This window comes from Streptomyces sp. NPDC015532 (assembly GCF_043078065.1).
Lineage (GTDB): Bacteria > Actinomycetota > Actinomycetes > Streptomycetales > Streptomycetaceae > Streptomyces.
Genome location: NZ_JBIBSY010000002.1, coordinates 976,278 through 995,448, shown reverse-complemented (window position 1 = coordinate 995,448; position 19,171 = coordinate 976,278). Strand labels below are relative to the sequence as shown.

The following is a 19,171-nucleotide window of genomic DNA, read 5'->3' as shown; positions in this document are numbered from 1 at the left end:
GTCCTTCTTTTTGTCAATGCTTTGCCCGTTCATTTTGGAGCCAAGTGATCTTGGTGCCCTCGTGGGCATTTTGTCCACTTTTTGGCTCGGCTAGCTTTGCGGCTGCCCTGTTGATCTATGGGGCTTCTGTGAACGTGGGAGCTTGAATGGGTAAGAGAGCGGGAGCCAGACGCAGGCCTGGCTTGCTGAAGCCCGGGCGTGCGTGGAGCCGGGGGATAGCCGGTTCGCTGGCGTTAGCCCTTGCTGTGACGGCGCTTGCCGAGGCGGAGCCGGCGCTGGCCGCGGGTTCGGCTGTGCATGTGGGCAAGGTGTCGTCCCGGTCCAAGGCGAAGCGTTACGCCTCATCGGCCGCCGACCTGGCGTCGGCGCGGGTGCTGGCCCGTCTGTCCGGCAAGAAGGTCGAAGCCCTGTCGGAGCGGACGGAGACGTCCACGACGTGGGTGAATGCCAGTGGCTCGCTGACCACGGAACTGTCGGCCGGTCCGGTGCGGTTCAAGGACGCGGGCAAGTGGCGCTCGGTCGATCTGGATCTGCGGGCGGTCGGCGGGCGGGTGGAGCCCAAGGCCCATCCGAGGGGCCTGAGTCTGGGCGGCGGCGAGGCCAAGGCCGGCGCGAGGCGGTCCGCTTCGGCGGCGCGTGATCTGGTGACGCTGGGCGAGGGCGACCGGCAGATCGCCCTGCAGTGGAAGGGTGATCTGCCCAAGCCGAAGCTGAAGGGCAACCGCGCGACCTACAAGGGTGCGGCCTCCGGCGCGGACGTGGTCGTCGAGGCGACCCGTACCGGCTTCGAGCAGTACGTCGTGCTCGACGCCCGTCCCGGCAGCGGCTATTCCTACACGCTGCCGCTGAAGGCCAAGGGCTTGAAGGTGCGTCAACTGAAGGACGGGAGCCTGCTCTTCACGGACAAGAAGGGCAAGAAGCAGGCGACCATGCCCGCCCCGGTGATGTGGGACGCGCGGGTGGACAAGGTGTCAGGTGAGCACACCCACCAGGCGCCGGTGAAGGTCAAGGTCGTCCGTGGCAAGGGGACGACCAACCTGGTGTTCACCCCGGACGCGAAGTTCCTCGCCGATCCCGAGACGCGGTATCCGGTCACGGTCGACCCCTCGACGTCCGCACTGTCCAACGTGTTCGACACCTATGTCCAGCAGGGCGAGACGGTCGACTGGTCCAGCGATGTCGAGCTGGACATGGGAAACCCGGGAACGACCAACAGCGACGGTACGCCGCGTACGGCCCGTTCCTTCATCACCTGGAACACCGCGCCGGTCTCGGACGCGCTGGTCTCCAGCGCGAAGCTGAGCCTGTGGAACTTCCACTCGGGCAACACCGACTGCAAGCCCTACCCGTGGGGTGTCTACAGCACGGGCAAGGCGTCCACCGCCTCGCGCTGGACCTCGCAGCCGACGTGGGCATCCACCGCCTCGGCGACCTCGACGGAGACCAAGGGCAATCCCGGCTGCACCTCGGCGCCGGACGGCTGGGTCAACGCGGATGTCGCCGATCTGGTGCAGACGTGGGCGTCGGCGAAGAACGCCACCTCCGGCATGGGCCTGCAGGCGCCGAGCGAGACGGCGACGGCTCAGTGGAAGCGGTTCAACTCGGCGAACGCCGCGTCGAATCCGCCCAAGCTGACCGTGACCTACAACTACCGGCCCAAGACCGGCACCGACCAGCAGGCCGGCCCGCCGTTCTTCCAGGACGCCTCCGGGACCTGGTACGTCAACACCACGACGCCGACGCTGAGTGACACCTTCGTCGACGTCAACAACGACAAGGTCGACGGCACCTTCGAGATCGACGACGCCACCACCAACGCACAGGTCGGCAACTATCTGGTGTCGCCGTTCGTGCCGTCGGGGCAGCCGGCATCGGTGACGGTTCCCTCGGGTCTGCTCACCAACGGCAAGACATACAAGTTCCGCACCAACCCCTACGACGGCCTGCACTACAACAACGACTGGTCGGCGTACGCGACGTTCACCGTCGACACCTCCGCCCCCTCCGCACCGACCGCGGTGACCTCCACCGACTATCCCTCCGCCTCGTGGGTCAAGGGCGTCGGCCAGGCGGGCGTGTTCAAGGTGACGCCTCCGTCGGGGGACCAGAACGGCATCGAGTGGTCACTGGACGGGACGACCTGGACGAAGGTGGCCACCAGCGGCACCACCCCGGTCAACGTCACCGTCAAGCCCGCCAAGGCGGGCACCAACACCCTGCAGGTGCGGGCGACCGACAAGGCGGACAACAAGTCCGAGGCCCTGTCCTACACCTTCCACGTCGGCCCCGGTGGCGTCACCAGCCCCGACGAGGGCACCCGCACCGCCGCGCGTCTGCCGCTGACCGCCGAGGCGGACGGCGCCAAGTACGACAAGGCGACCTTCTCCTGGCGCCGCGGCGAAGCCGACACCTGGACCATCATTCCCACCGGTGACGTGACGGTGGCCGGCCAGCCGCTGTCCGCCTGGCCGGTGGCTCTGACCAGCGGCAAGAGCCCGAAGCTGACGTGGAACGCCACATCGAGCGTCAACCCGGACGGGGCGGTGCAGATCCGGGCCGACTTCACCGGCCCCTCCAGCGCGTCGGTCTCCTCGGATCCGGTCAACGCCACCATCGACCGGACCGCCGACGGTGCCGCTGGCGAGGACGTTGGGCCGGGTTCGCTGAACCTGCTGACCGGCGACTACACGCTCTCCGACAACGACGCCTCCGTCTTCGGTCTGTCCGTCGACCGCAGCGCCTCCTCCCGCTCCCCGCGGGCGGCGGCCGGCACCGGCCGGCAGGCGCCGATCTTCGGAAAGGAATGGCTCTACGGCGCCGCCGGAGACCAGGCCACCACCCCGTGGACGGTGCTGCAGAAGACGTCGGTGACCTCGGTGAGCATCGGAGCGTCGGGCGACGACACACACCTGAACTTCACCCAGAACGCCGCGAAGACGGGCTGGACACCAGAAGTCGGCGCCGAGGACTACGACCTCACCGGTGACTTCAGCGGGACCTTCACCCTGAGGAACAGCGAGGGCGAGGTCACCACCTTCACTGCCGCAGGCGGCAGCACGTCGTTGTGGAACGCCTCCACCTCCTATCTGGACGGCCTGGCCGACACCACGACCACCGCGGTCAGCGAAGCGGTCACCCTGGGCGAGAACAAGACCTCACGCCCCAAACTGCTCATCGCCCCCACCTCGGCGGTCACCGCATCGGCGTGTGCGTCCGCGCCGTCGACGAAGGGCTGCCGGGTCCTGGAGTTCGTCTACTCCGGCTCCACCACGGCCACCGGTTCCGCGCTGGGAGACGTGAAGGACCAGGTGTCGGCGATCAAGCTGTGGTCGACCGCGCCCGGGGCCTCCGCCGCCACCGCGCAGACCATCGCGTCCTATGCCTATGACGACAGCGGCCGGCTGCGCGAGCAGTGGGACCCGCGCGTCACCCCCGCGCTGAAGACCGCCTACAGCTACGACAGCGCCGGCCACGTCACCACCCTCACCCCGGCCGGACAACTGCCGTGGACCTTCACCTACGGGCAGGCGGGATCCAACCCGGCCGCCGGCGCCGGCATGCTGCTCAAGGCCTCCCGCCCCACTCTCACCCCGGGCAGCGCCGGCCAGACCAACGGCACCGCCGCCACGAGCGTCGTCTACGGCGTCCCGCTGACCGGAGCCTCCGCACCGGAAAACCTCGGCTCCACCGCGACAGATTCCTGGGGGCAGACCGACAAGCCCAGTGACGCCACCGCTGTGTTCCCTGCCGACCAAGTGCCCGCGGACAACGACGGCAGCACCCTGACCGCGACCGCCTACACCCGTGCGGACATCCACTACCTGGACGCCTCCGGCCGTGAGGTCGACGAGGCCACCCCGGGCCACCACATCACCGCCACCGAGTACGACCAGTTCGGCAACACCGTCCGGGCCCTGAGCGCGGGCAACCGCGAACTGGCCCTCGGCGTCACCGCCGACCAGCGGACCCGGCTGACCATGCTCGGCATCATCAACCTGTCCTCCGCCGAACGCGCCCAACTGCTGTCGGCCGGCACGGTCTACAACGACGCCGGCACCCGGGTGCTCGAAGAAGACGGGCCCCTTCACCAGGTCGTCCTCGCCTCCAAGCTGGCGAACGGCGCGGCCACCGTCGCACAGGCCGGCAGTTCGGTCATCGCCCGTACCCAGACGCTCAAGGAGTACGACAGCGGTCGTCCCACCGACGGCACCGCAGCAGTACAGGACCAGGTCACCAAGCAGACCGTGGGCGCCCAGCTTCGGGCTTGGCCCACGCTGACCGCCGATCCCAAGGCCACGGTCATCGGCTACGACTGGGACAAGGGCGTGGCCACCACCAGCACCGCCGACCCGGGCGGGCTGGCGCTGACCACGACCACCACTTTCGACAGCCAGGGCCGCGTCACCAAGACCCAACTGCCAGCCTCCACCGGCACCGACGCCGGAACCACCCAGACCAGCTACTACACCGGCGACGGAACCGGCACCTGCGGCGGTAGGCCGGAATGGGCCGACGCCGTCTGTCAGACCGGCCCCGCCGCGGCCATCACGGGGGGCGGCTCGAACCCGACGCAGTTGCCTGTCAAGACCCTCGAGTACGGCACGCTCGGGCAGACCACCAAGGTCACCGAGACCGCCAACAGCGTCACCCGCACCACCACGAACGGTTACGACACCGCCGACAGGCCTACCACGGTGACCGTCTCTGGCGGGGTCGGGGCAGCCGTCCCGGCCACGACCAAGTCGTACGACCCCACCACCGGCGACGAGGTCAAGCAGACCTCCACGACGGGTGGCACCATCACCCAGTCGTTCGACCAGCTCGGCCGGCGGATGTCCTACACGGACGCCGACGGCGGTGTCACCAGCACCCAGTACGACGCGCTCGACAGGCCGGCCGTCGTCACCGACAACGTGCCGTCGACCACCACCTACACCTACGACACCGCCATCGACCCGCGGGGGCTGGCCACTTCGGTGACCGACTCCGTCGCCGGCACCTTCTCCGCCCGCTACGACGCCGACGGCGCGGTGGCGAGCCAGGGCCTGCCCGGCGGCTACACCGTGCAGCAGGACCTGGATCCGTCCGGACGTCCCGTCGCCCGCACCTACACCCGCAACAGTGACGGCACCGTGCTGGTGTCCGACAGCGTCGCCGCGACGGTGCAGGGCCAGGTGGCCACCCACACCGGCACGCCCGGTGTGACAGCCTCTCAGACCTACGCCTACGACAAGGCCAGCCGCCTCACCCAGGTGCAGGACACCGGCGTCGACGCGGTCTGCACCACCCGTTCCTACACCTTCGACAAGAACAGCAACCGCAAGGCGCTCGCGGCCGCCGTCGCGACCCCGGGCACCGACTGCACCACCACCGGGGCTGCGAACACCTCTTACACCTACGACAGCGCCGACCGGCTGGTGAACACCGGCTACACCTACGACGCCTTCGGCCGCACCACCGCACTTCCGGGTACCACGCTGGCCTACTTCGCCAACGATCTCGTCCAGCAGCAGACCGCCGGCACACAGCGTCAGACCTGGACCCTGGATTCCGGCCTGCGGTTCCGTTCCTGGACCACCGAGTCCAACGCCTCCGGCACCTGGGCCCAGACCGGATCCAAGCTCAACCACTACGACTCCGAGGGGGACGACCCGCGCTGGATCGTGGAGGAGACTGCAGGCGGGACCCTCAGCCGCAATGTCGACGGGCCCGACGGCGCTCTCGCCGCCACCACCGGAAAGACGGGTGGCACGGTCCTCCTGCTGTCTAACCTGCACAGCGATGTGACGCTCGCGTTGCCGGTCGACACCAGTGTGGCGCCCACCGTCTTCGACGCCGACGAGTACGGCAACCCGCGGGCGGATCAGGCGGCGACCCGCTACGACTGGCTGGGCGGCAAGCAGCGTTCGTCCGAGACCGTCACCGGTCTCACCCTGATGGGCGTCCGCCTGTATGACGCGAACACCGGCCGGTTCCTCCAGGTGGACCCGGTCGCCGGCGGCAGCTGCAACAGCTACGACTACGTCTGCGGCGACCCGGTCAACATGGTCGACCTCGACGGAAGAATGGCCGCCATCGCGCTCGTCGGAGCCGCCGGCCTCGGAGTGAGCGCCGGCACGGCACTCACCATCATCGGCGTCGCGGCAGTCGTCGCGATCATCGCTCTCATCTGGTGGTACGGCAAGAACTGGGCCATCCACAAAGTCCGGATCCTGTGGGCCAAGGCCAGCAAGAAGTCCGGCAAGGAGAGCGCGAGCGACATCCCCTCCTGGGCCAGAGGAAAGGCGAGAAAGGCCGGGGAGTCCATCGACGAAGCAGTCGACCGAATATTTCGTGAGCATTACGGCCGCAATCCGACTCAGCAGGAACGTCGGAGTGGGCACGAGTGGAAGAAGATCAAGAAGCATTTGACCCGGAAGTAGAGAGAGGTCCAGGAGGCGGCTGGTTGACCTCGGCCGCCTCCTGGCCGGTCATGAATGTCGCGGTCCGGAAATGCCGTGTCCGCACGTCGCCGGGACATGACATACTCCGTGCATGACTTCACGAAATCGCAGACTTCCCCGCGATCGCGCCTGGCCTCTCACTGTCACGGACATCGAAGAAGCTCTCGGCAGTAAAATGTCGCACGTCAAAGATCTGAGGTTTCTCACTGGGAACAGTGATGCCGGAGATGTCATCGGGATTGAATGGGTAGCTGCGCAGCACTTTAATTATGGACAAGGAACCCACCCGGATGCGGTCGGCTTCCGTATTGATGTCTTGCCGGTGCCGAAGAGGGATCGCGCTGATGTGCGTAACGCTTTGCGGACGCATGCGCTGCCTCGGATCGGCGAGTGGATCGACCGTGCTCTCGTCGCCGATGAAACCTGGCGATCGAGCAATCACAGCCGTTACTGGTTGTTCGTCGACGGAAGCGTTGCCCATCGCGACGAAGCGTGAGACCCGCTCCGAAATCGTTCGATCGTCAGTAGGCTGCGAAACCAGAAGGATATGTAACGGCGTATTGACGGCTGTCGGCCCACCTCGCGCCCGTATATAGTTCCCACGCATCCGTCGAACAAGACGAACGCCCTGACGCGAGTATTGCACGAGTGAACCTCTGCAGGGGTCGCTCGCTTTACGGAAACATCTGACATTTCCCCTTTCCTACCTCGAAGTGACATCGGCTCTTCCGTCCAGCGGACGGGCGAGTCGACTGATGCTTCCCGGTTGTCCTGGAGCACGAAAACACGTGAAGAAAAAGAAGGCAACGGACAGCGCTGCCCAAAATCGCGCGTCCCGGCGTCGATTGATCGGCTTAGCCGCAGCGACCGCGCTGACCGCGGGAGCCTTGACCGCCCTGGTGCCGACGGCCGCACAGGCCGGAACCGACGTACAGGCCAGAACCGCCGCTTCGTCCGGATCCAGCGCACGACAGCGTGCCTTCACGGCCGCCGCCGCCAAGTACCACGTTCCTGTCAGCGTGTTGCTCGCCGTGGCCTACCAGGAGTCGGCGTGGGACGCCCACGCCGGCCGGATGAGCACCAGCGGCGGCTACGGCCCGATGCACCTCACCGACGTCACCCCCGCGATGCTGGCCGGCGGTCCGGCCGGGATGGTGGGCCGGGCGGACCTCGCGGCCAGAGCGAAGGATCCGGCTCTGCACACACTGCGGGCCGCGGCGAGACTGACCGGCCTGCCCCTCGCCGAACTCCGCGACGAGCCCACCGCCAACATCGCTGGCGGGGCCGCGCTTCTGGCCTCCTATCAGCAGGCCGTGGCCGGTGGCCGCTCCGTGGACGCCGGCCGGTGGTACGGGGCGGTGGCCCGCTACAGCGGCTCGTCGCAGAGGCGGAGCGCCACCGCGTTCGCCGACCGTGTCTTCGCGACGATCAGGTCCGGGGCCACGCGTGTGACCCAGGACGGGCAGCGGGTGTCGCTCGGCGCCGACAGCAAGGTCCGTGCCGAGAAGGGTCAGTTGAGCGGGCTCTCCCTGACCGGCGTCGCGGCATCGGCGGCGACCGAGTGTCCGCCGGAGGTCTCGTGCACGTTCGTGCCGGCGGCTTCGTCCAACGGTCAGGTCTCCAGCCGTCCGGCCAACGGCATCAGGATCGACACGATCGTCATCCACGACACGGAGTCGTCGTACGAGTCGGCCATCGCGACCTTCCAGAAGGCGGGCGGCAGTTCCGCGCACTATGTGATGCGGGCCTCGGACGGCGCGGTGACGCAGATGGTGCCCACCAAGGACGTCGCCTTCCACGCGGGCAACTACTCGACCAACCTGCACTCCATCGGCATCGAACACGAGGGTTACGCCGCGCACGGAGGCACCTGGTACACCGAGGCGCAGTACGAGGCCACGGCATCCCTGGTGCGGTACCTCGCGGACCGCTTCGGCATTCCGCTGGACCGTGAGCACATCATCGGCCACGACAACGTGGCCGGCCCGAGCTCCAGTCTCGTCTCGGGCATGCACTGGGACCCGGGCACGTCCTGGGACTGGGAGCATCTGATGAGCCTGGTCGGCGCTCCGGTGACGGGAGAGCACGGGGTCGGTCCGGTCGGCTCGGCGGTGACGATCACCCCCGGCTTCACCGGGAATCAGCAGACCGTGCAGATCTGCCCCGGCGACGACCCCACCGGCGCCACTCCTTCGTGCGCCGGGCAGCAGCAGGCCTCCAACTTCGTCTTCCTGCGCACCGCTCCCAGCGGCACCGCCCCGCTCTTCGGTGATCAGGCCATCCACAAGGGCACGGCGGGCACCGACCGGATCAGTGACTGGGGTTCCACCGCGCAGGCGGGGCAGCAGTACGTGGTGGCCGACGTCGACGGCGACTGGACCGCCATCTGGTACAGCGGCACCAAGGTGTGGTTCTACAACCCGGACGGCAGCAACACCACTCCCGCGCACGACGTGACGCTGGTCTCCGCCGCGGGCAACGCGCCGGTGTCGGTCTACGGCTCCAGCTACCCCGACCGGGCGGAATACCCCGCGGGACTGTCTCCGTCGACGCAGGCACCGATCAGCTGGTACACCGTTCCCGCTGGTCAGGCGTACGTCGCCACCCGACCGCCCGTCAACACGGATGACTACTTCACCTCCGGGGCGATCGTCACCGGCGCCAGGCAGATGTACACCGTCCAGTACAACCACCGTGTCGCGCTGGTCTACTCGTCGGATGTGACAGCGACCGGCGCCTGACCCCGAACGCCGGCTCATCACGCCGACCTGCCTGACGCACCACCCGTGCCCGGCCGGTCTTCCGACGGGCCGGGCACGGAAGGTTCGCCAGGGTCCGAAGAGCCCGTGCCGGTCGGCGGCCGCCAGTGCACAGAGCAGGATGAGCCCGGCCATCGACGTGATCTATACCTCTGAATGTCCATGCGGTGCGGGCAAGTTGCGGATTTCACGGGTGTGCCGGCGACTGATTATGATCTTGGCCATGTCTGTGCAGAACTCGAACCCCGACAGAGCCCTGTCGCGCAAGCAGCGCCTTCAGGAGAAGCAGCGCCGCCAGTTGGCGGTGGTCGACACCGTGGACAAGGCCGAGGCCAAGGTTCGCAAGGCCGAGGTCGAGGTGGCCATGGCTGTCGCCGAGGCGGTGCAGGTGTTCGGCGGAATGCAGGAGGCGTCGGAGGGGCTCGACATGCCGATCCAGACGATCCAGCGCTTCCTCGGCATGGCACAGGACGAAGCGGTGAGCGCCGGCGACGCCGTCGAGTCCGTCGGCGGATCCTGACCCTGGTGTCGATGGTGGGCCCTCGCGGGAGGGCGCGGGCCCGCATTGCTGTAGGACGGCTTTCAGGAGGCCTCTTGGTCTGGGCCGCGCCCCAACTGCGTTGGTGGCGTGCCCGTTTGTACGAGGTGCACGCCTCGCGCCACTTGAAGGCCCTGTAAGCCCTTCGCGGGGCGCGGGAGCGTCACCCTCGACGAGATGGAGTCCCGTCGGCGGGCGGTGACGTGGGCACTCCCTCCCGGATTTCGTGCAACGCCTCGTCGAACATGGTGCGGGCCCTGGTGAACCAGTCCGCCAGCACGGCGATCTCATCCGGTCCGTAGTCACCGAAGAGCGACGCCAGCCGCTGATAGACAGGGCCGTAGATCTCCAGGACGCGCTCCTGAGCGGTCTCCTCCATGACCACGTACACGCGTCGGCGGTCGCCCGGGTCCGCGGTGCGCCGGATGTAGCCGGCCTTCTCCAGGCGGTTCAGCACTCCCGTCACCGCTCCCGTGGTCAGCCTGGCCCGTTCCGCGAGATCGCCCGCGACCAGTGATTCGCCGGCCATCGACGCCTCCATGAGGAAGCCCAGGCAGGTGAGGTCCGTGACGTTCAGACCCATCCGGCGGGCGACGTCCTGCTGTCCGAACTGGGCGGTGGCGATCATCCGGTCCATGGCGTAGAGAGCCTGGTCCGCCGTCGCGGCCGGGCGCTCCTTGTGATCACTCACGAGTCCTCTTAGTATCTAAGATAATTAGCTCGCGAGATAAGAGACCTCGCGACGGGGTCATCCCTACCATTTTCACAGCTCTCAAGGAGCGAGATCATGTTCATCCACGGTGACGACGACCACGACCTGGGCCACACCGTCGCCGGCTGGAGCGGTGCGGGCATCGCGGCGCTGGGGTTCGGACTGTGCGGACTCGCGATGGTCACGGCGTCCGGGCCCCTTGCGCTCGCGGGAGCGGCGGCGCTGGCCCTCGCCCTGCCGGTCACCTGGGCGCTTCACCTGGCGGGCTGGGGCAAGCCGAGCGGCCCGCGTCCTGCCGCCCAGTGGGACTGGCGCGTCAGGGACGTCACCGCCCGCGACGGCCACGGCGACTGTCTCGGCTGCCGCCTCGCGGGGCGAGGGGCCCCGCGCCGGCAAGCCGCGGAGCGACCTGCCGAGACGGTCGTCGCCGACGCGTGAGCGGGGCGGGTGCTCCGGTCTTCCCTGCGGGGCGTCGAGTTTGCCGTACTACCCGACTGCGGCGCCGATTAACCCGCGTTGAAGAACCCCGTCTCGTGGTCCCCTCTCGGCCGCGAGGATGAGGGGTTCTACGCGACACGGGAGTGGTGACCATGGGCAGGGCACGGAACGACGCCCCGGCGATCAGTCTGACCAAGATGCAGGAGCGGGCCCCGGATCTGGTGAGTCTGTACAAGGCGGCCGGGTCCAGCGTGCGCGCGCACGGTCTTGAGGGGGTGCGCGCCGCCGTGTATCTCGTGCTGGACCGCTCCGGTTCGATGCGGCCGTACTACAGGGACGGCACCATGCAGCATCTCGGTGAGCAGGTCCTGTCCTTGTCCGCGCACCTCGATGACGACGGCTCGGTGCCGGTGGTGTTCTTCTCCACCGACGTCGACGGATCCACCGATCTCAGGCTGGGAGGTCATCGTGGCCGTATCGACAAACTGCACGAGAACCTCGGCCACATGGGACGGACGAACTACCACTGGGCCATGGACGAGGTCATCGACCACTACCTGGCCTCCGGCAGCGACGCCCCGGCGCTGGTGATCTTCCAGACCGACGGCGGCCCCACCAGCAGGTCCGCCGCCGAGCGGTACCTGTGCAAAGCCGCACGCCTGCCGCTGTTCTGGCAGTTCATCGGCTTCGGCGACCCCGACGACAACGAGTTCGCCTTCCTCCGCCGCCTCGACAACCTCGCCGTGCCCCGACACCGCGTCGTCGACAACGCGGGCTTCTTCCACGCCGGCCGCGATCCACGAAAGGTGCGCGACGATCTGCTCTACGACCGGCTCCTCCAGGAGTTCCCCAGCTGGCTCTCGTCGGCCCGCACCGCTCAGGTCCTGCGGTGAGCGCTCCCGTGGCCGGGTCGCATCGAGCGTCCGGGCGCGACCTGGAACGCTGACCGGCGGGGAGCGACCTGACCCGTTGTCCTGGCCTCGTCCGCGAGCGGCGTCACGCGGTGCCGGATCCATGAGTGATCGCCAGCAGCGCCAGGTCGTCGCTTCTGCGGCCGCCGGTGTGCTTGTGCACGTCGGCCAGCAGGGCGTCGAGCAGGGCGTCCGGACGGGCGTGCCGAAACCGGTCGAACCTCCCGAGAGGGTCGTAGAAGTCACCCTTCGCGTTCCGGGCCTCCGTGAGTCCGTCGGTGTACAGGAGCAGCGTGGCGCCCTCCGGGAACGTCACCGTGTCGACCTGCTCCGGGCCGGTGGCCAGCGCGGTCAGGCCCAGGGGCAAGGCCGGCCGGCTGGGTTCGACGTACCGTACGGCGTCCGGAAGGACCAGCATGGGGGCCGGGTGGCCGCGGTTGATCATGCGGACCTCGTTGCCGAGCCGGGGGAACTCCACCACCACGCTCGTGATGAACCCTTCGAGTTCGGTCACACCCCCGTACTGCTGGATCTCAAGGTCGACGGCTCGCTCCAGCCGTTCCACGAGCGCGGTGAGACTGGGTTCTTGCAGGGCCGCCTCACGGAACGTGCCGATGCTGCCCGCGACCGCCCTGACCGCCTTCAGCCCCTTGCCGCGCACATCGCCGATCACGCACCGCACACCGAACGGCGTGTCGACCACCGCGTAGAGATCTCCGCCGATCTGAGCATCCGTCTGCGCGGCCTCATAGCGGGCGGCGAACAGCAGGGGACCGCTCGTTTCCGGCGGGTCCCGCAGGACGGCCCGCTGGACGGCGGCGGCGATGTCACGCGCCGACCGCAGCTGGGTGTGCAAGTGATACAGAAGGCGATTGAGGAAGACCGCGATCACGGCCACCGTCGCGACCATGGACAGTTCGCTGAACTCGGTCGCGGTTCCGTGGAAGCCGAAGTACCCGAACATGGCCAGGTCGAGGAGGAACGCCGTCACACCGGTGATGACGGTCCCGCTCAAGGACAGCAATGCGGCGGACGTCAGGATCGCGGCCGCGTAGAGAGCCGCCGCGCTGACCGTGGGCGGCGTGACGAAATCGATCACCACGGCCGCGAGCAGCAGAACCGCCGGCAGCAGGAGCCTCCACTTTCCCAGCCGCTGCCACATATCCAGCCCGGCCACGCGCTGCTCCAGACGTCGACTGAACTCCCTGCCGGCTCAGGCTATGGCGCCCCCGCCCGCCCCGCCGCCGCATCGCGCCCCGGCTCGCACGCCACGCCGTGGCTTTGACCCGAACGCCGCACAGCGGGGAGACGCACCGCGGCCGACCGGGCGGCGAGTGCCGCTGACGCCGGGCCGGCACCTTGACGGCCGTTCGCCCGGCGACCCTCGAATTCGCGCCCCGAGCGGCGCCGACTGCCTGAATAATTCGGCACCGGTACACATGAAGAGGGGCTCCGGTGACGCGTCGCACCAACACGTCATGCCTGGGTGTGGCCGTCAAGGGCTATCTGCTGCTGAACCTGTGGGTCGCCGTCGGATACGCCCTCGCTCTGCCGGTCACCATGCCGGATCTGATGGCGTCCCAGGAACCGCCGCTGCACGTTCAGGGCCCGGCGCAGTACGCGGTCGTCTACGGCATCCCCGTCGTCGCCGCCGCGGGCGTGGCCCTGTTCGCGAGCCGCCGACGGCCGTGCGCCCGATGGGTTCTCCTCGCCCGGGCGGCAGCGGTGCTCGTGCTCGGCCAGATCGCCGCCCGCTGGGCCGCGGCCCGGTTCGACGCGCCCGAGTGGAGTGCGCGCGCGATGGCCCAGTGCGGTGCCGCGGGTCTGACCGCGTACCTGTGTCTGGTGGCGGTGCGCTGGTGGGACCGCCGTGGTCTCAACCCCGGCGGCCGGCGTCCGGGGCCGGGCGAGATCTGGCACGCGGCGGTGCCGTTCCGGGACACCGAAGGTCGCAAGGAGCGCTATTGCGTGGTCATGAGGAACCGTCGTCACCACGCGGAAGTCCTCAAGATCACCAGTCAGAACAAGGACCACCGCCACGATCACATCCGTATGCCCGGCGACGGCTGGGACGTCAGCTCGGGCAAGGACCACTGGGTCGAGATCGGCCTTCAGCCGCTCAAAGTCCCCTATCAGGACTTCACCGACGGCCGCCCCAAGGGCCGTTGTCCCCGATCGGTCTGGCGCCGGCTGCGGGCCGGGAGCCCGGCACCCGCGGCATCCGGGGTGTGAGAGACCCCGGCGTTCGGGACCGGCATCCGGGCGTCAGGACCCCGGCATCCGGCACCGATAGGCGAGGTGTGAGGGCAGTGGAGCGGGTTTGCGGGTCACAGCAAGGACACGAAGCGTTCGCGATCATCCACTCCAAGTCACACAGGCGCCAGAATGGCGGCGCTCCGAGCCGTCCTCGGGGGAACCAGGCGCACAAGCTCCGTCGCTGTTGGCCGCAGTGATCACCAGGCGGACCTCCTGGCCGAAGACCCTCACCGGACCGGAACGTTCAAGTAGCCAGCCCGAGCAGGGGAGAACCCGCCATGCAACGCCGTGCCGTCATCGCCGCCGTCACCGCCCTGCTTGTCTCTGTCCTCGGCGCATGCAGCAGCGCCGCGCAGTCCAAGCGTTCCAAATCGTCGCCCTCGTACGCCGCCGACAGTGTCAACGCGCGCTGCCGGGCGCAGGACTGGCCCCAGCGCATGCCCGACGTCGAGGGCCGGCCGTTCGACCCGCTCGGCAAGGACCTCATCTGCTTCGACAACATCGAGGCCGTGGCGCCGGACGGACATGACGTGATGACCGACGCGGGAAGCGGGCTGGGTGCCTGGACCGTCGTTTCCAGCACTCCGGGCCCGGGAGCCAAGGTCCGGATCACCACACCGATCACGCTCGAGCTCCGCAGGGGATGAAAGCCCGAGGGAAGCGACCGCGGCCCCGCCCCGCCTGAGAGGGGCGCCCCGCCCCACCTGGGAGAGGGGCGCCCGGCCGGCCATGGCCATGGGTGCCCCTGTCCACGGTGTGAGCGCTAGCCGATGAGGGTCGCCTTCGGGCGTACCACGCAGAACTCGTTCCCCTCCGGATCGGTCAGCACGGTCCACGACTCCTCGCCGCTCTGCCCCACGTCCGCCCTGCGGGCCCCGAGCGCGAGGACGCGCTCGATCTCCGCCTCCCGGTCCTCGGCCGGGGAGGTCAGATCGAGGTGCAGGCGGTTCTTGACGACCTTCCGGTCCGTGACCGGCATGAAACAGATGCCCACCGGTGCCGTCTCGTCCGGCCCGATCACGACCTCCCGCTCCCGCTCGGAGAGGATCCGCCACCCCAGCACCGCGGCCCAGAACCGAGCCAGTGAGGGGAGGTCGTGCGCGTCGATGACGATGTGATGCAACGAGAGGGGCATATCCACCAATGTGCCCGGGTTTCACCCGGTAGCCGCGTCGGCACACCGGGCCGCGTCCGTCGGAGGGATCGACGGGTCGGACGGGTCGGACGGCGTCGCGTGCCCCGGCGGTACGACCGGCGGCCCCGCTGTCCGGAGGAGGCCGCGGCGGGCGGCTCTACCGCCCGCCGGCCCGGAAGTAGTGACCCTTGTCCAGGTCCTCGATCAGGCCCGGCTCGGTCGGGTGCCAGTCCAGCAGGTCGCGGGTCCGCTCGCTGGAGGCCGGGCTGTCGAGGCCGAGGAATCCGGCCAGCCAGGTGAAGTGCTCGGCCGCCTCCTCGGCGGGGACGGAACGGGTGGGCACGTCGAGGTGGCGCCCGATGACCTCGGCGACCGAACGCAGGGGCACGCCGTCCTCGGCGCTCGCGTGGAGGACCGATCCCGCCGGTGCGCCTTCCAGGGCGAGGCGGAAGAGCCGGGCCGCGTCGACACGGTGCGTGGCGGGCCAGCGCTGGGTGCCGTCGCCGATGTAGCCGGCGACACCCTTGTCGCGGGCGATGCCGATCAGGGCCGCCATGAATCCGTTGTCGCCCTCGCCGTGCACGGTCGGGGGGAGCCGTACGACGGACGAGCGGATGTTCCGCTCGGCGAGGGCGAGGGTCACGTGGGCGGTGCCCATCCGGGTCCTCGGGCCGCCCGGCAGATGTGCGGACACCTCGTCCGGCGTCCGCCCGTCGGCTTCCGTGCTCGGGCGGCCCGAGGCCAGTCCGACCAGTCCCGACGCGATGAGCAGCGGTCGCCCGGAGCCCGCGAGCGACTCGCCGAGGAGCTCGACGGTGCGGCGGTCCGCGTCGGCGGCGTCCTGGAAACCGCCGGTGAACGCGAGGTCGTGCTTGAACGCGAGGTGGATCACGCCGTCCGACGCCGCTGCCGCCTCGCGCAGGACGTCGAGGTCGTCGAGGGTGCCGGACACCGTGTCCGCCCCGGCCTTCGTCAGGGCCGCGGCCGAGGCGTCCGAGCGGGCGAGCCCGACAACCTGGTGACCCGCGCCGATGAGCTCGGGGACGAGTGCGGAGCCGATCCATCCGGATGCCCCGGTAACGAAAACACGCATGAGAAAGCCTCCAGCCTGGGGTGACCGCCCGTGCGCCGAGCCGACGCGGGGAGGCCACCGGGTGATGTCAGTGACTGTCATCGAACGGTAGCACTCGATGTCAGTGACTGCCATCGAGTACGATGCCGGGCATGGGTCGATGGCAGCCAGACGCGCGCGGCCGCCTGGCACGGGCGGCACTGGAGCTCTACGTCGAGCGCGGCTTCGACCGCACCTCGGTGGCGGAGATCGCCGAACGGGCGGGGCTGACGGAGCGGACGTTCTTCCGGCACTACGCGGACAAGCGCGAGGTGCTGTTCGCGGGGTCGGGCGAACTGCGGGAGGTGCTCGCGCGTGCCGTCGCTCAGGCTCCCGAGTCCGCCACCCCGATGGACGCCGTGGCGGCGGCCCTCGAAGGTGCCGCGGCCGCGCTGGAGGCGCGCCAGGAGCACGCTCGGCAGCGGCAGTCCGTCATCGACGCCAACTCCGACCTCCAGGAACGCGAGCTGATCAAACTCGCGTCGATGTCCACGACCCTCGCGGACGCCCTGCGGCTGCGGGGTGTGGACGAGGCCTCCGCCGGCCTGGCCGCCGAGGTGGGGATCGCCGTCTTCAAGTTCGCTTTCCGGCGCTGGGTCGAGCGGGCCGAGGAGAAGGAACTGGTCCAGTTCATCCGTGAGTCGTTGGCCAATCTGAGGGCGGTGGCCGCGGACGCGTGACCTCGGCTCGTGCTGACCGCGTTGACGGCCCCACCAGGCCTGCCGGGGCGCGTCCCGGCGGCCGGTGTCAGGGCACGAGCACGATCTTGCCGTGGGTCTGCCGCAGTTCCAGCTCGCGGAACGCGTCCCGGACCCGCTCCAGGGGGTAGGCGCGGGCGATCGGTACCTCCAGCTCTCCGCGCGCGGCGAGCCGGGCCAGTTCACCGACCACCACCGCGCAGGCCGCCGCGCCCTCGCCGTATGTGTGCGCGCCGACCCGGGCCGCCGCCTCCCAGTCGCGGATCGTGTTGACGCGCTCGGGCCGCACACCCAACTCCACGGCCAGATCCACGTATCCGTCGCCGAAGGTGTCGATGAACGCGTCGACCGTCCCGCCCGAGGCCTGCCGGATCCGTTCGGCCGCGCCCTCGCCGTAGCGCACCGGCACGACCCCCCGCTCCTTCAGCCAGGCGTGGTTCCGCTCGCTCGCCAGCCCGATGACCGTGGCACCGCGCCGCCGTACGAGCTGCACGGCGAGGGAGCCGACGCCGCCGGCCGCACCGGACACCACGACGGTGTCGCCTGGGCCGGGGTCCACCGCGAACACGGTGGCGTACGCCGTCGTGCCGGCCACGTACAACGAGCCGGCCACCTCCCAGGGGAGCCCCTTCGGGCGCGAGGCCAGCTTCACGTCCTCCACCACGACGAACTCCGCGTGGCTCGCCCTGTCGTGCGTGAAGCCGAGAACCTCGTCGCCCACCGCGAAACCCCGTACGTGCGGACCGGTCCCCACCACGACTCCGGCCAGATCGCTGCCCTGCCCGGAAGGGAAGGCCGCCGGCCAGCGGTCGTGCCGTGCTCCCTCGCGGATCATCGTCTCGCCGGGCTGGATCCCGGCCGCGCGGACCTCGACGAGCACCTCCCCGGGGCCGGGCGTCGGACGCTCCACCTCCTCCACCCGCAGCACGTCGATCCCGCCGTACGCGTGGAAACGGACCGCCTTCATCCTGTGATCACCGCTCTTCCTCGTTCGGGCGAAACGGGGGCGCCGCAGCTCTGGAAGGGCCGTCCGGCGACCATGCCTTCGGGGTCAACTGCCCTGCAGGGCAGTAGTGTTCCCGGAAACAAGCCATGCCGGCCGCTCACGCGTACCGAGAGGACTTCATGACTACGGACCCCGGCACAGCCCTGGTCGCCGAGCGGCCGTGGTTCGCGGTCAACGAGATCCTGGCGTTCGTGGTGGAGCTCGCGGCGCTGGCCTGTCTGAGCTGGTGGGGATTCACCGTCGGTCACAGCCGGTCGCTTCACATCCTGCTCGGCCTGGGCGTGCCCCTGACGGCCGTCGTGCTCTGGTCGCTGTTCGCGGCACCGAAGGCACGACTGCGGCCCGGGCTGCCCGTCGTGCTCCTGGTCAAAGCGGTGGTACTGGGTGGTGGTGCGGCCGCGGTGTACGGAGTGGGTCATCCCCTGGGAGCTTTGGTCATGGCGGTCGTCGTGGTCGCGAACACGGCGGTCGCCGAAACCCTCCGCCGCAGGGTTCCCGGCCGCCCCGTGGGGTCGGACGGCGCGGCCGGCTCACCGGGGTCCGGCTGAGACCCGCCGGAGCGGGCTCACGTGTCGCGAGCCGGGATCACGCCTCGAATTCGGTGAGGTCGATCGCGTGGACGGTCAGGGGGAAGTCGTACACGGGGTGGACCGTCTCCCTCTCCGGCTTCATGCCGAGCTTGCGGACGACGTTCAGCGAGGCCTCGTTGCTGATCCGGTCGACGCTGATCACCCGGTCGAGGCCGCGGTCCTGGAGGGCGAACTCCAGTGTGGCGTGGGCGGCTTCGGACGCGTAGCCCTGGCCCCAGAACGGTGAGCCGAACCGCCAGCTGATCTCCACGGCGGGCAGGACCTCGGGCAGGTACTCGGGCACCGACAGCCCCGCGAAGCCGGCCAGCTCACCCGAGGCCAGCAGTTCGACGGCGAAGATGCCGAAGCCCTCCTCGTCCCATTCGTCCTCCCACCGCTCGATCTCCTCGGCCGTGGCGTCGAGGTCGAGGACCGAACCGTCGCCGATCCAGCGCATGACCTCGGGGTCCGCGTTGATGTCCGCCATGGGGGCGAGGTCGTCGTCGTACCAGCGGCGGAGGAGGAGGCGGGGGGTGCGGATCTCGGTCATGGCGTCCATCCTGCCCTACAGGTGAGAGCACACCCGCGGCAGGCC

General features: G+C 69.3%; 16 protein-coding genes. 9 read left to right on the top strand and 7 right to left on the bottom strand.

The genetic code is table 11. The features are described 5' to 3' along the window. The first annotated feature begins 245 nt into the window (after window positions 1–245). Window positions 246–6,422: a DNRLRE domain-containing protein gene (locus ACF07B_RS11115; protein WP_392178683.1), complete on the top strand. Its 6,177-nt coding sequence runs from the start codon at window positions 246–248 to the stop codon at window positions 6,420–6,422. A gap of 118 nt (window positions 6,423–6,540) precedes the next feature. Here the strand turns inward: ACF07B_RS11115 and ACF07B_RS11110 are convergent, their stop codons facing one another. Beyond that, window positions 6,541–6,924, bottom strand: a complete 384-nt coding sequence (locus ACF07B_RS11110) for a hypothetical protein (RefSeq protein ID WP_392178682.1) — start codon at window positions 6,922–6,924, stop codon at window positions 6,541–6,543. A 274-nt stretch (window positions 6,925–7,198) separates the two neighbouring features. Here ACF07B_RS11110 and ACF07B_RS11105 point away from each other — a divergent pair, with 274 nt between their 5' ends. Both ACF07B_RS11105 and ACF07B_RS11100 read left to right on the top strand, forming a co-directional pair. Continuing rightward, complete coding sequence (locus ACF07B_RS11105) at window positions 7,199–9,184, top strand: N-acetylmuramoyl-L-alanine amidase (protein WP_392178681.1); 1,986 nt, start codon at window positions 7,199–7,201, stop codon at window positions 9,182–9,184. A 241-nt stretch (window positions 9,185–9,425) separates the two neighbouring features. Then, window positions 9,426–9,722, top strand: coding sequence for a hypothetical protein (locus tag ACF07B_RS11100; RefSeq protein ID WP_392178680.1), 297 nt, complete (start codon window positions 9,426–9,428; stop codon window positions 9,720–9,722). A 181-nt stretch (window positions 9,723–9,903) separates the two neighbouring features. On the opposite strand, the gene ACF07B_RS11095 is transcribed toward ACF07B_RS11100, so the two are convergent. Next, window positions 9,904–10,377 (bottom strand): MarR family winged helix-turn-helix transcriptional regulator, encoded by a 474-nt coding sequence (locus tag ACF07B_RS11095; RefSeq protein ID WP_392178764.1) that lies wholly within the window; start codon window positions 10,375–10,377, stop codon window positions 9,904–9,906. A gap of 150 nt (window positions 10,378–10,527) precedes the next feature. Between ACF07B_RS11095 and ACF07B_RS11090 the strand changes: the two genes are divergently transcribed. Continuing rightward, complete coding sequence (locus ACF07B_RS11090; protein WP_392178679.1) at window positions 10,528–10,890, top strand: HGxxPAAW family protein; 363 nt, start codon at window positions 10,528–10,530, stop codon at window positions 10,888–10,890. Window positions 10,891–11,042: 152 nt separating this feature from the next. Continuing rightward, on the top strand, window positions 11,043–11,783 hold the full coding sequence (locus ACF07B_RS11085; RefSeq protein WP_392178678.1) for a vWA domain-containing protein: 741 nt from the start codon (window positions 11,043–11,045) through the stop codon (window positions 11,781–11,783). 103 nt (window positions 11,784–11,886) lie between these two features. Here ACF07B_RS11085 and ACF07B_RS11080 read toward each other — a convergent pair whose 3' ends face one another. Next, a complete protein-coding gene (locus tag ACF07B_RS11080; protein WP_369481760.1) occupies window positions 11,887–12,978 on the bottom strand; it encodes a PP2C family protein-serine/threonine phosphatase in 1,092 nt (363 codons plus the stop codon). 278 nt (window positions 12,979–13,256) lie between these two features. Here ACF07B_RS11080 and ACF07B_RS11075 point away from each other — a divergent pair, with 278 nt between their 5' ends. Together ACF07B_RS11075 and ACF07B_RS11070 are read left to right on the top strand one after the other, a co-directional pair. Continuing rightward, complete coding sequence (locus ACF07B_RS11075) at window positions 13,257–14,033, top strand: hypothetical protein (RefSeq protein ID WP_392178677.1); 777 nt, start codon at window positions 13,257–13,259, stop codon at window positions 14,031–14,033. A gap of 302 nt (window positions 14,034–14,335) precedes the next feature. Next, window positions 14,336–14,704 (top strand): hypothetical protein, encoded by a 369-nt coding sequence (locus ACF07B_RS11070; protein ID WP_369481758.1) that lies wholly within the window; start codon window positions 14,336–14,338, stop codon window positions 14,702–14,704. Between the two features lie 116 nt (window positions 14,705–14,820). On the opposite strand, the gene ACF07B_RS11065 is transcribed toward ACF07B_RS11070, so the two are convergent. Then, a complete protein-coding gene (locus ACF07B_RS11065) occupies window positions 14,821–15,192 on the bottom strand; it encodes a VOC family protein (protein WP_369481757.1) in 372 nt (123 codons plus the stop codon). Window positions 15,193–15,349: 157 nt separating this feature from the next. Further along, window positions 15,350–16,285: an SDR family oxidoreductase gene (locus tag ACF07B_RS11060; protein WP_392178676.1), complete on the bottom strand. Its 936-nt coding sequence runs from the start codon at window positions 16,283–16,285 to the stop codon at window positions 15,350–15,352. A 131-nt stretch (window positions 16,286–16,416) separates the two neighbouring features. On the opposite strand from ACF07B_RS11060, the gene ACF07B_RS11055 reads away from it, so the two are divergent. Continuing rightward, window positions 16,417–16,983 carry a TetR family transcriptional regulator gene (locus ACF07B_RS11055; protein WP_392178675.1) on the top strand — a complete coding sequence of 189 codons (567 nt, stop codon included), beginning with the start codon at window positions 16,417–16,419 and terminating at the stop codon, window positions 16,981–16,983. A 67-nt stretch (window positions 16,984–17,050) separates the two neighbouring features. Here ACF07B_RS11055 and ACF07B_RS11050 read toward each other — a convergent pair whose 3' ends face one another. After that, window positions 17,051–17,968, bottom strand: a complete 918-nt coding sequence (locus tag ACF07B_RS11050) for an NADP-dependent oxidoreductase (protein ID WP_392178674.1) — start codon at window positions 17,966–17,968, stop codon at window positions 17,051–17,053. Window positions 17,969–18,126: 158 nt separating this feature from the next. On the opposite strand from ACF07B_RS11050, the gene ACF07B_RS11045 reads away from it, so the two are divergent. After that, window positions 18,127–18,555 carry a YrdB family protein gene (locus tag ACF07B_RS11045; RefSeq protein WP_392178673.1) on the top strand — a complete coding sequence of 143 codons (429 nt, stop codon included), beginning with the start codon at window positions 18,127–18,129 and terminating at the stop codon, window positions 18,553–18,555. A gap of 37 nt (window positions 18,556–18,592) precedes the next feature. On the opposite strand, the gene ACF07B_RS11040 is transcribed toward ACF07B_RS11045, so the two are convergent. Further along, window positions 18,593–19,126 (bottom strand): GNAT family N-acetyltransferase, encoded by a 534-nt coding sequence (locus tag ACF07B_RS11040; protein WP_369481752.1) that lies wholly within the window; start codon window positions 19,124–19,126, stop codon window positions 18,593–18,595. Between the last annotated feature and the right edge of the window lie 45 nt (window positions 19,127–19,171).

What these genes read in the sequence shown, in the direction of transcription:
- ACF07B_RS11110 (WP_392178682.1), bottom strand. Translation starts at nt 6,924, where the DNA reads ATGGGCAACGCTTCCGTCGACGAACAACCAGTAACGGCTGTGATTGCT.
- ACF07B_RS11105 (WP_392178681.1), top strand. Translation starts at nt 7,199, where the DNA reads ATGCTTCCCGGTTGTCCTGGAGCACGAAAACACGTGAAGAAAAAGAAG.
- ACF07B_RS11100 (WP_392178680.1), top strand. Translation starts at nt 9,426, where the DNA reads ATGTCTGTGCAGAACTCGAACCCCGACAGAGCCCTGTCGCGCAAGCAG.
- ACF07B_RS11095 (WP_392178764.1), bottom strand. Translation starts at nt 10,377, where the DNA reads ATGGACCGGATGATCGCCACCGCCCAGTTCGGACAGCAGGACGTCGCC.
- ACF07B_RS11090 (WP_392178679.1), top strand. Translation starts at nt 10,528, where the DNA reads ATGTTCATCCACGGTGACGACGACCACGACCTGGGCCACACCGTCGCC.
- ACF07B_RS11085 (WP_392178678.1), top strand. Translation starts at nt 11,043, where the DNA reads ATGGGCAGGGCACGGAACGACGCCCCGGCGATCAGTCTGACCAAGATG.
- ACF07B_RS11070 (WP_369481758.1), top strand. Translation starts at nt 14,336, where the DNA reads ATGCAACGCCGTGCCGTCATCGCCGCCGTCACCGCCCTGCTTGTCTCT.
- ACF07B_RS11065 (WP_369481757.1), bottom strand. Translation starts at nt 15,192, where the DNA reads ATGCCCCTCTCGTTGCATCACATCGTCATCGACGCGCACGACCTCCCC.
- ACF07B_RS11060 (WP_392178676.1), bottom strand. Translation starts at nt 16,285, where the DNA reads ATGCGTGTTTTCGTTACCGGGGCATCCGGATGGATCGGCTCCGCACTC.
- ACF07B_RS11055 (WP_392178675.1), top strand. Translation starts at nt 16,417, where the DNA reads ATGGGTCGATGGCAGCCAGACGCGCGCGGCCGCCTGGCACGGGCGGCA.
- ACF07B_RS11050 (WP_392178674.1), bottom strand. Translation starts at nt 17,968, where the DNA reads ATGAAGGCGGTCCGTTTCCACGCGTACGGCGGGATCGACGTGCTGCGG.
- ACF07B_RS11045 (WP_392178673.1), top strand. Translation starts at nt 18,127, where the DNA reads ATGACTACGGACCCCGGCACAGCCCTGGTCGCCGAGCGGCCGTGGTTC.
- ACF07B_RS11040 (WP_369481752.1), bottom strand. Translation starts at nt 19,126, where the DNA reads ATGACCGAGATCCGCACCCCCCGCCTCCTCCTCCGCCGCTGGTACGAC.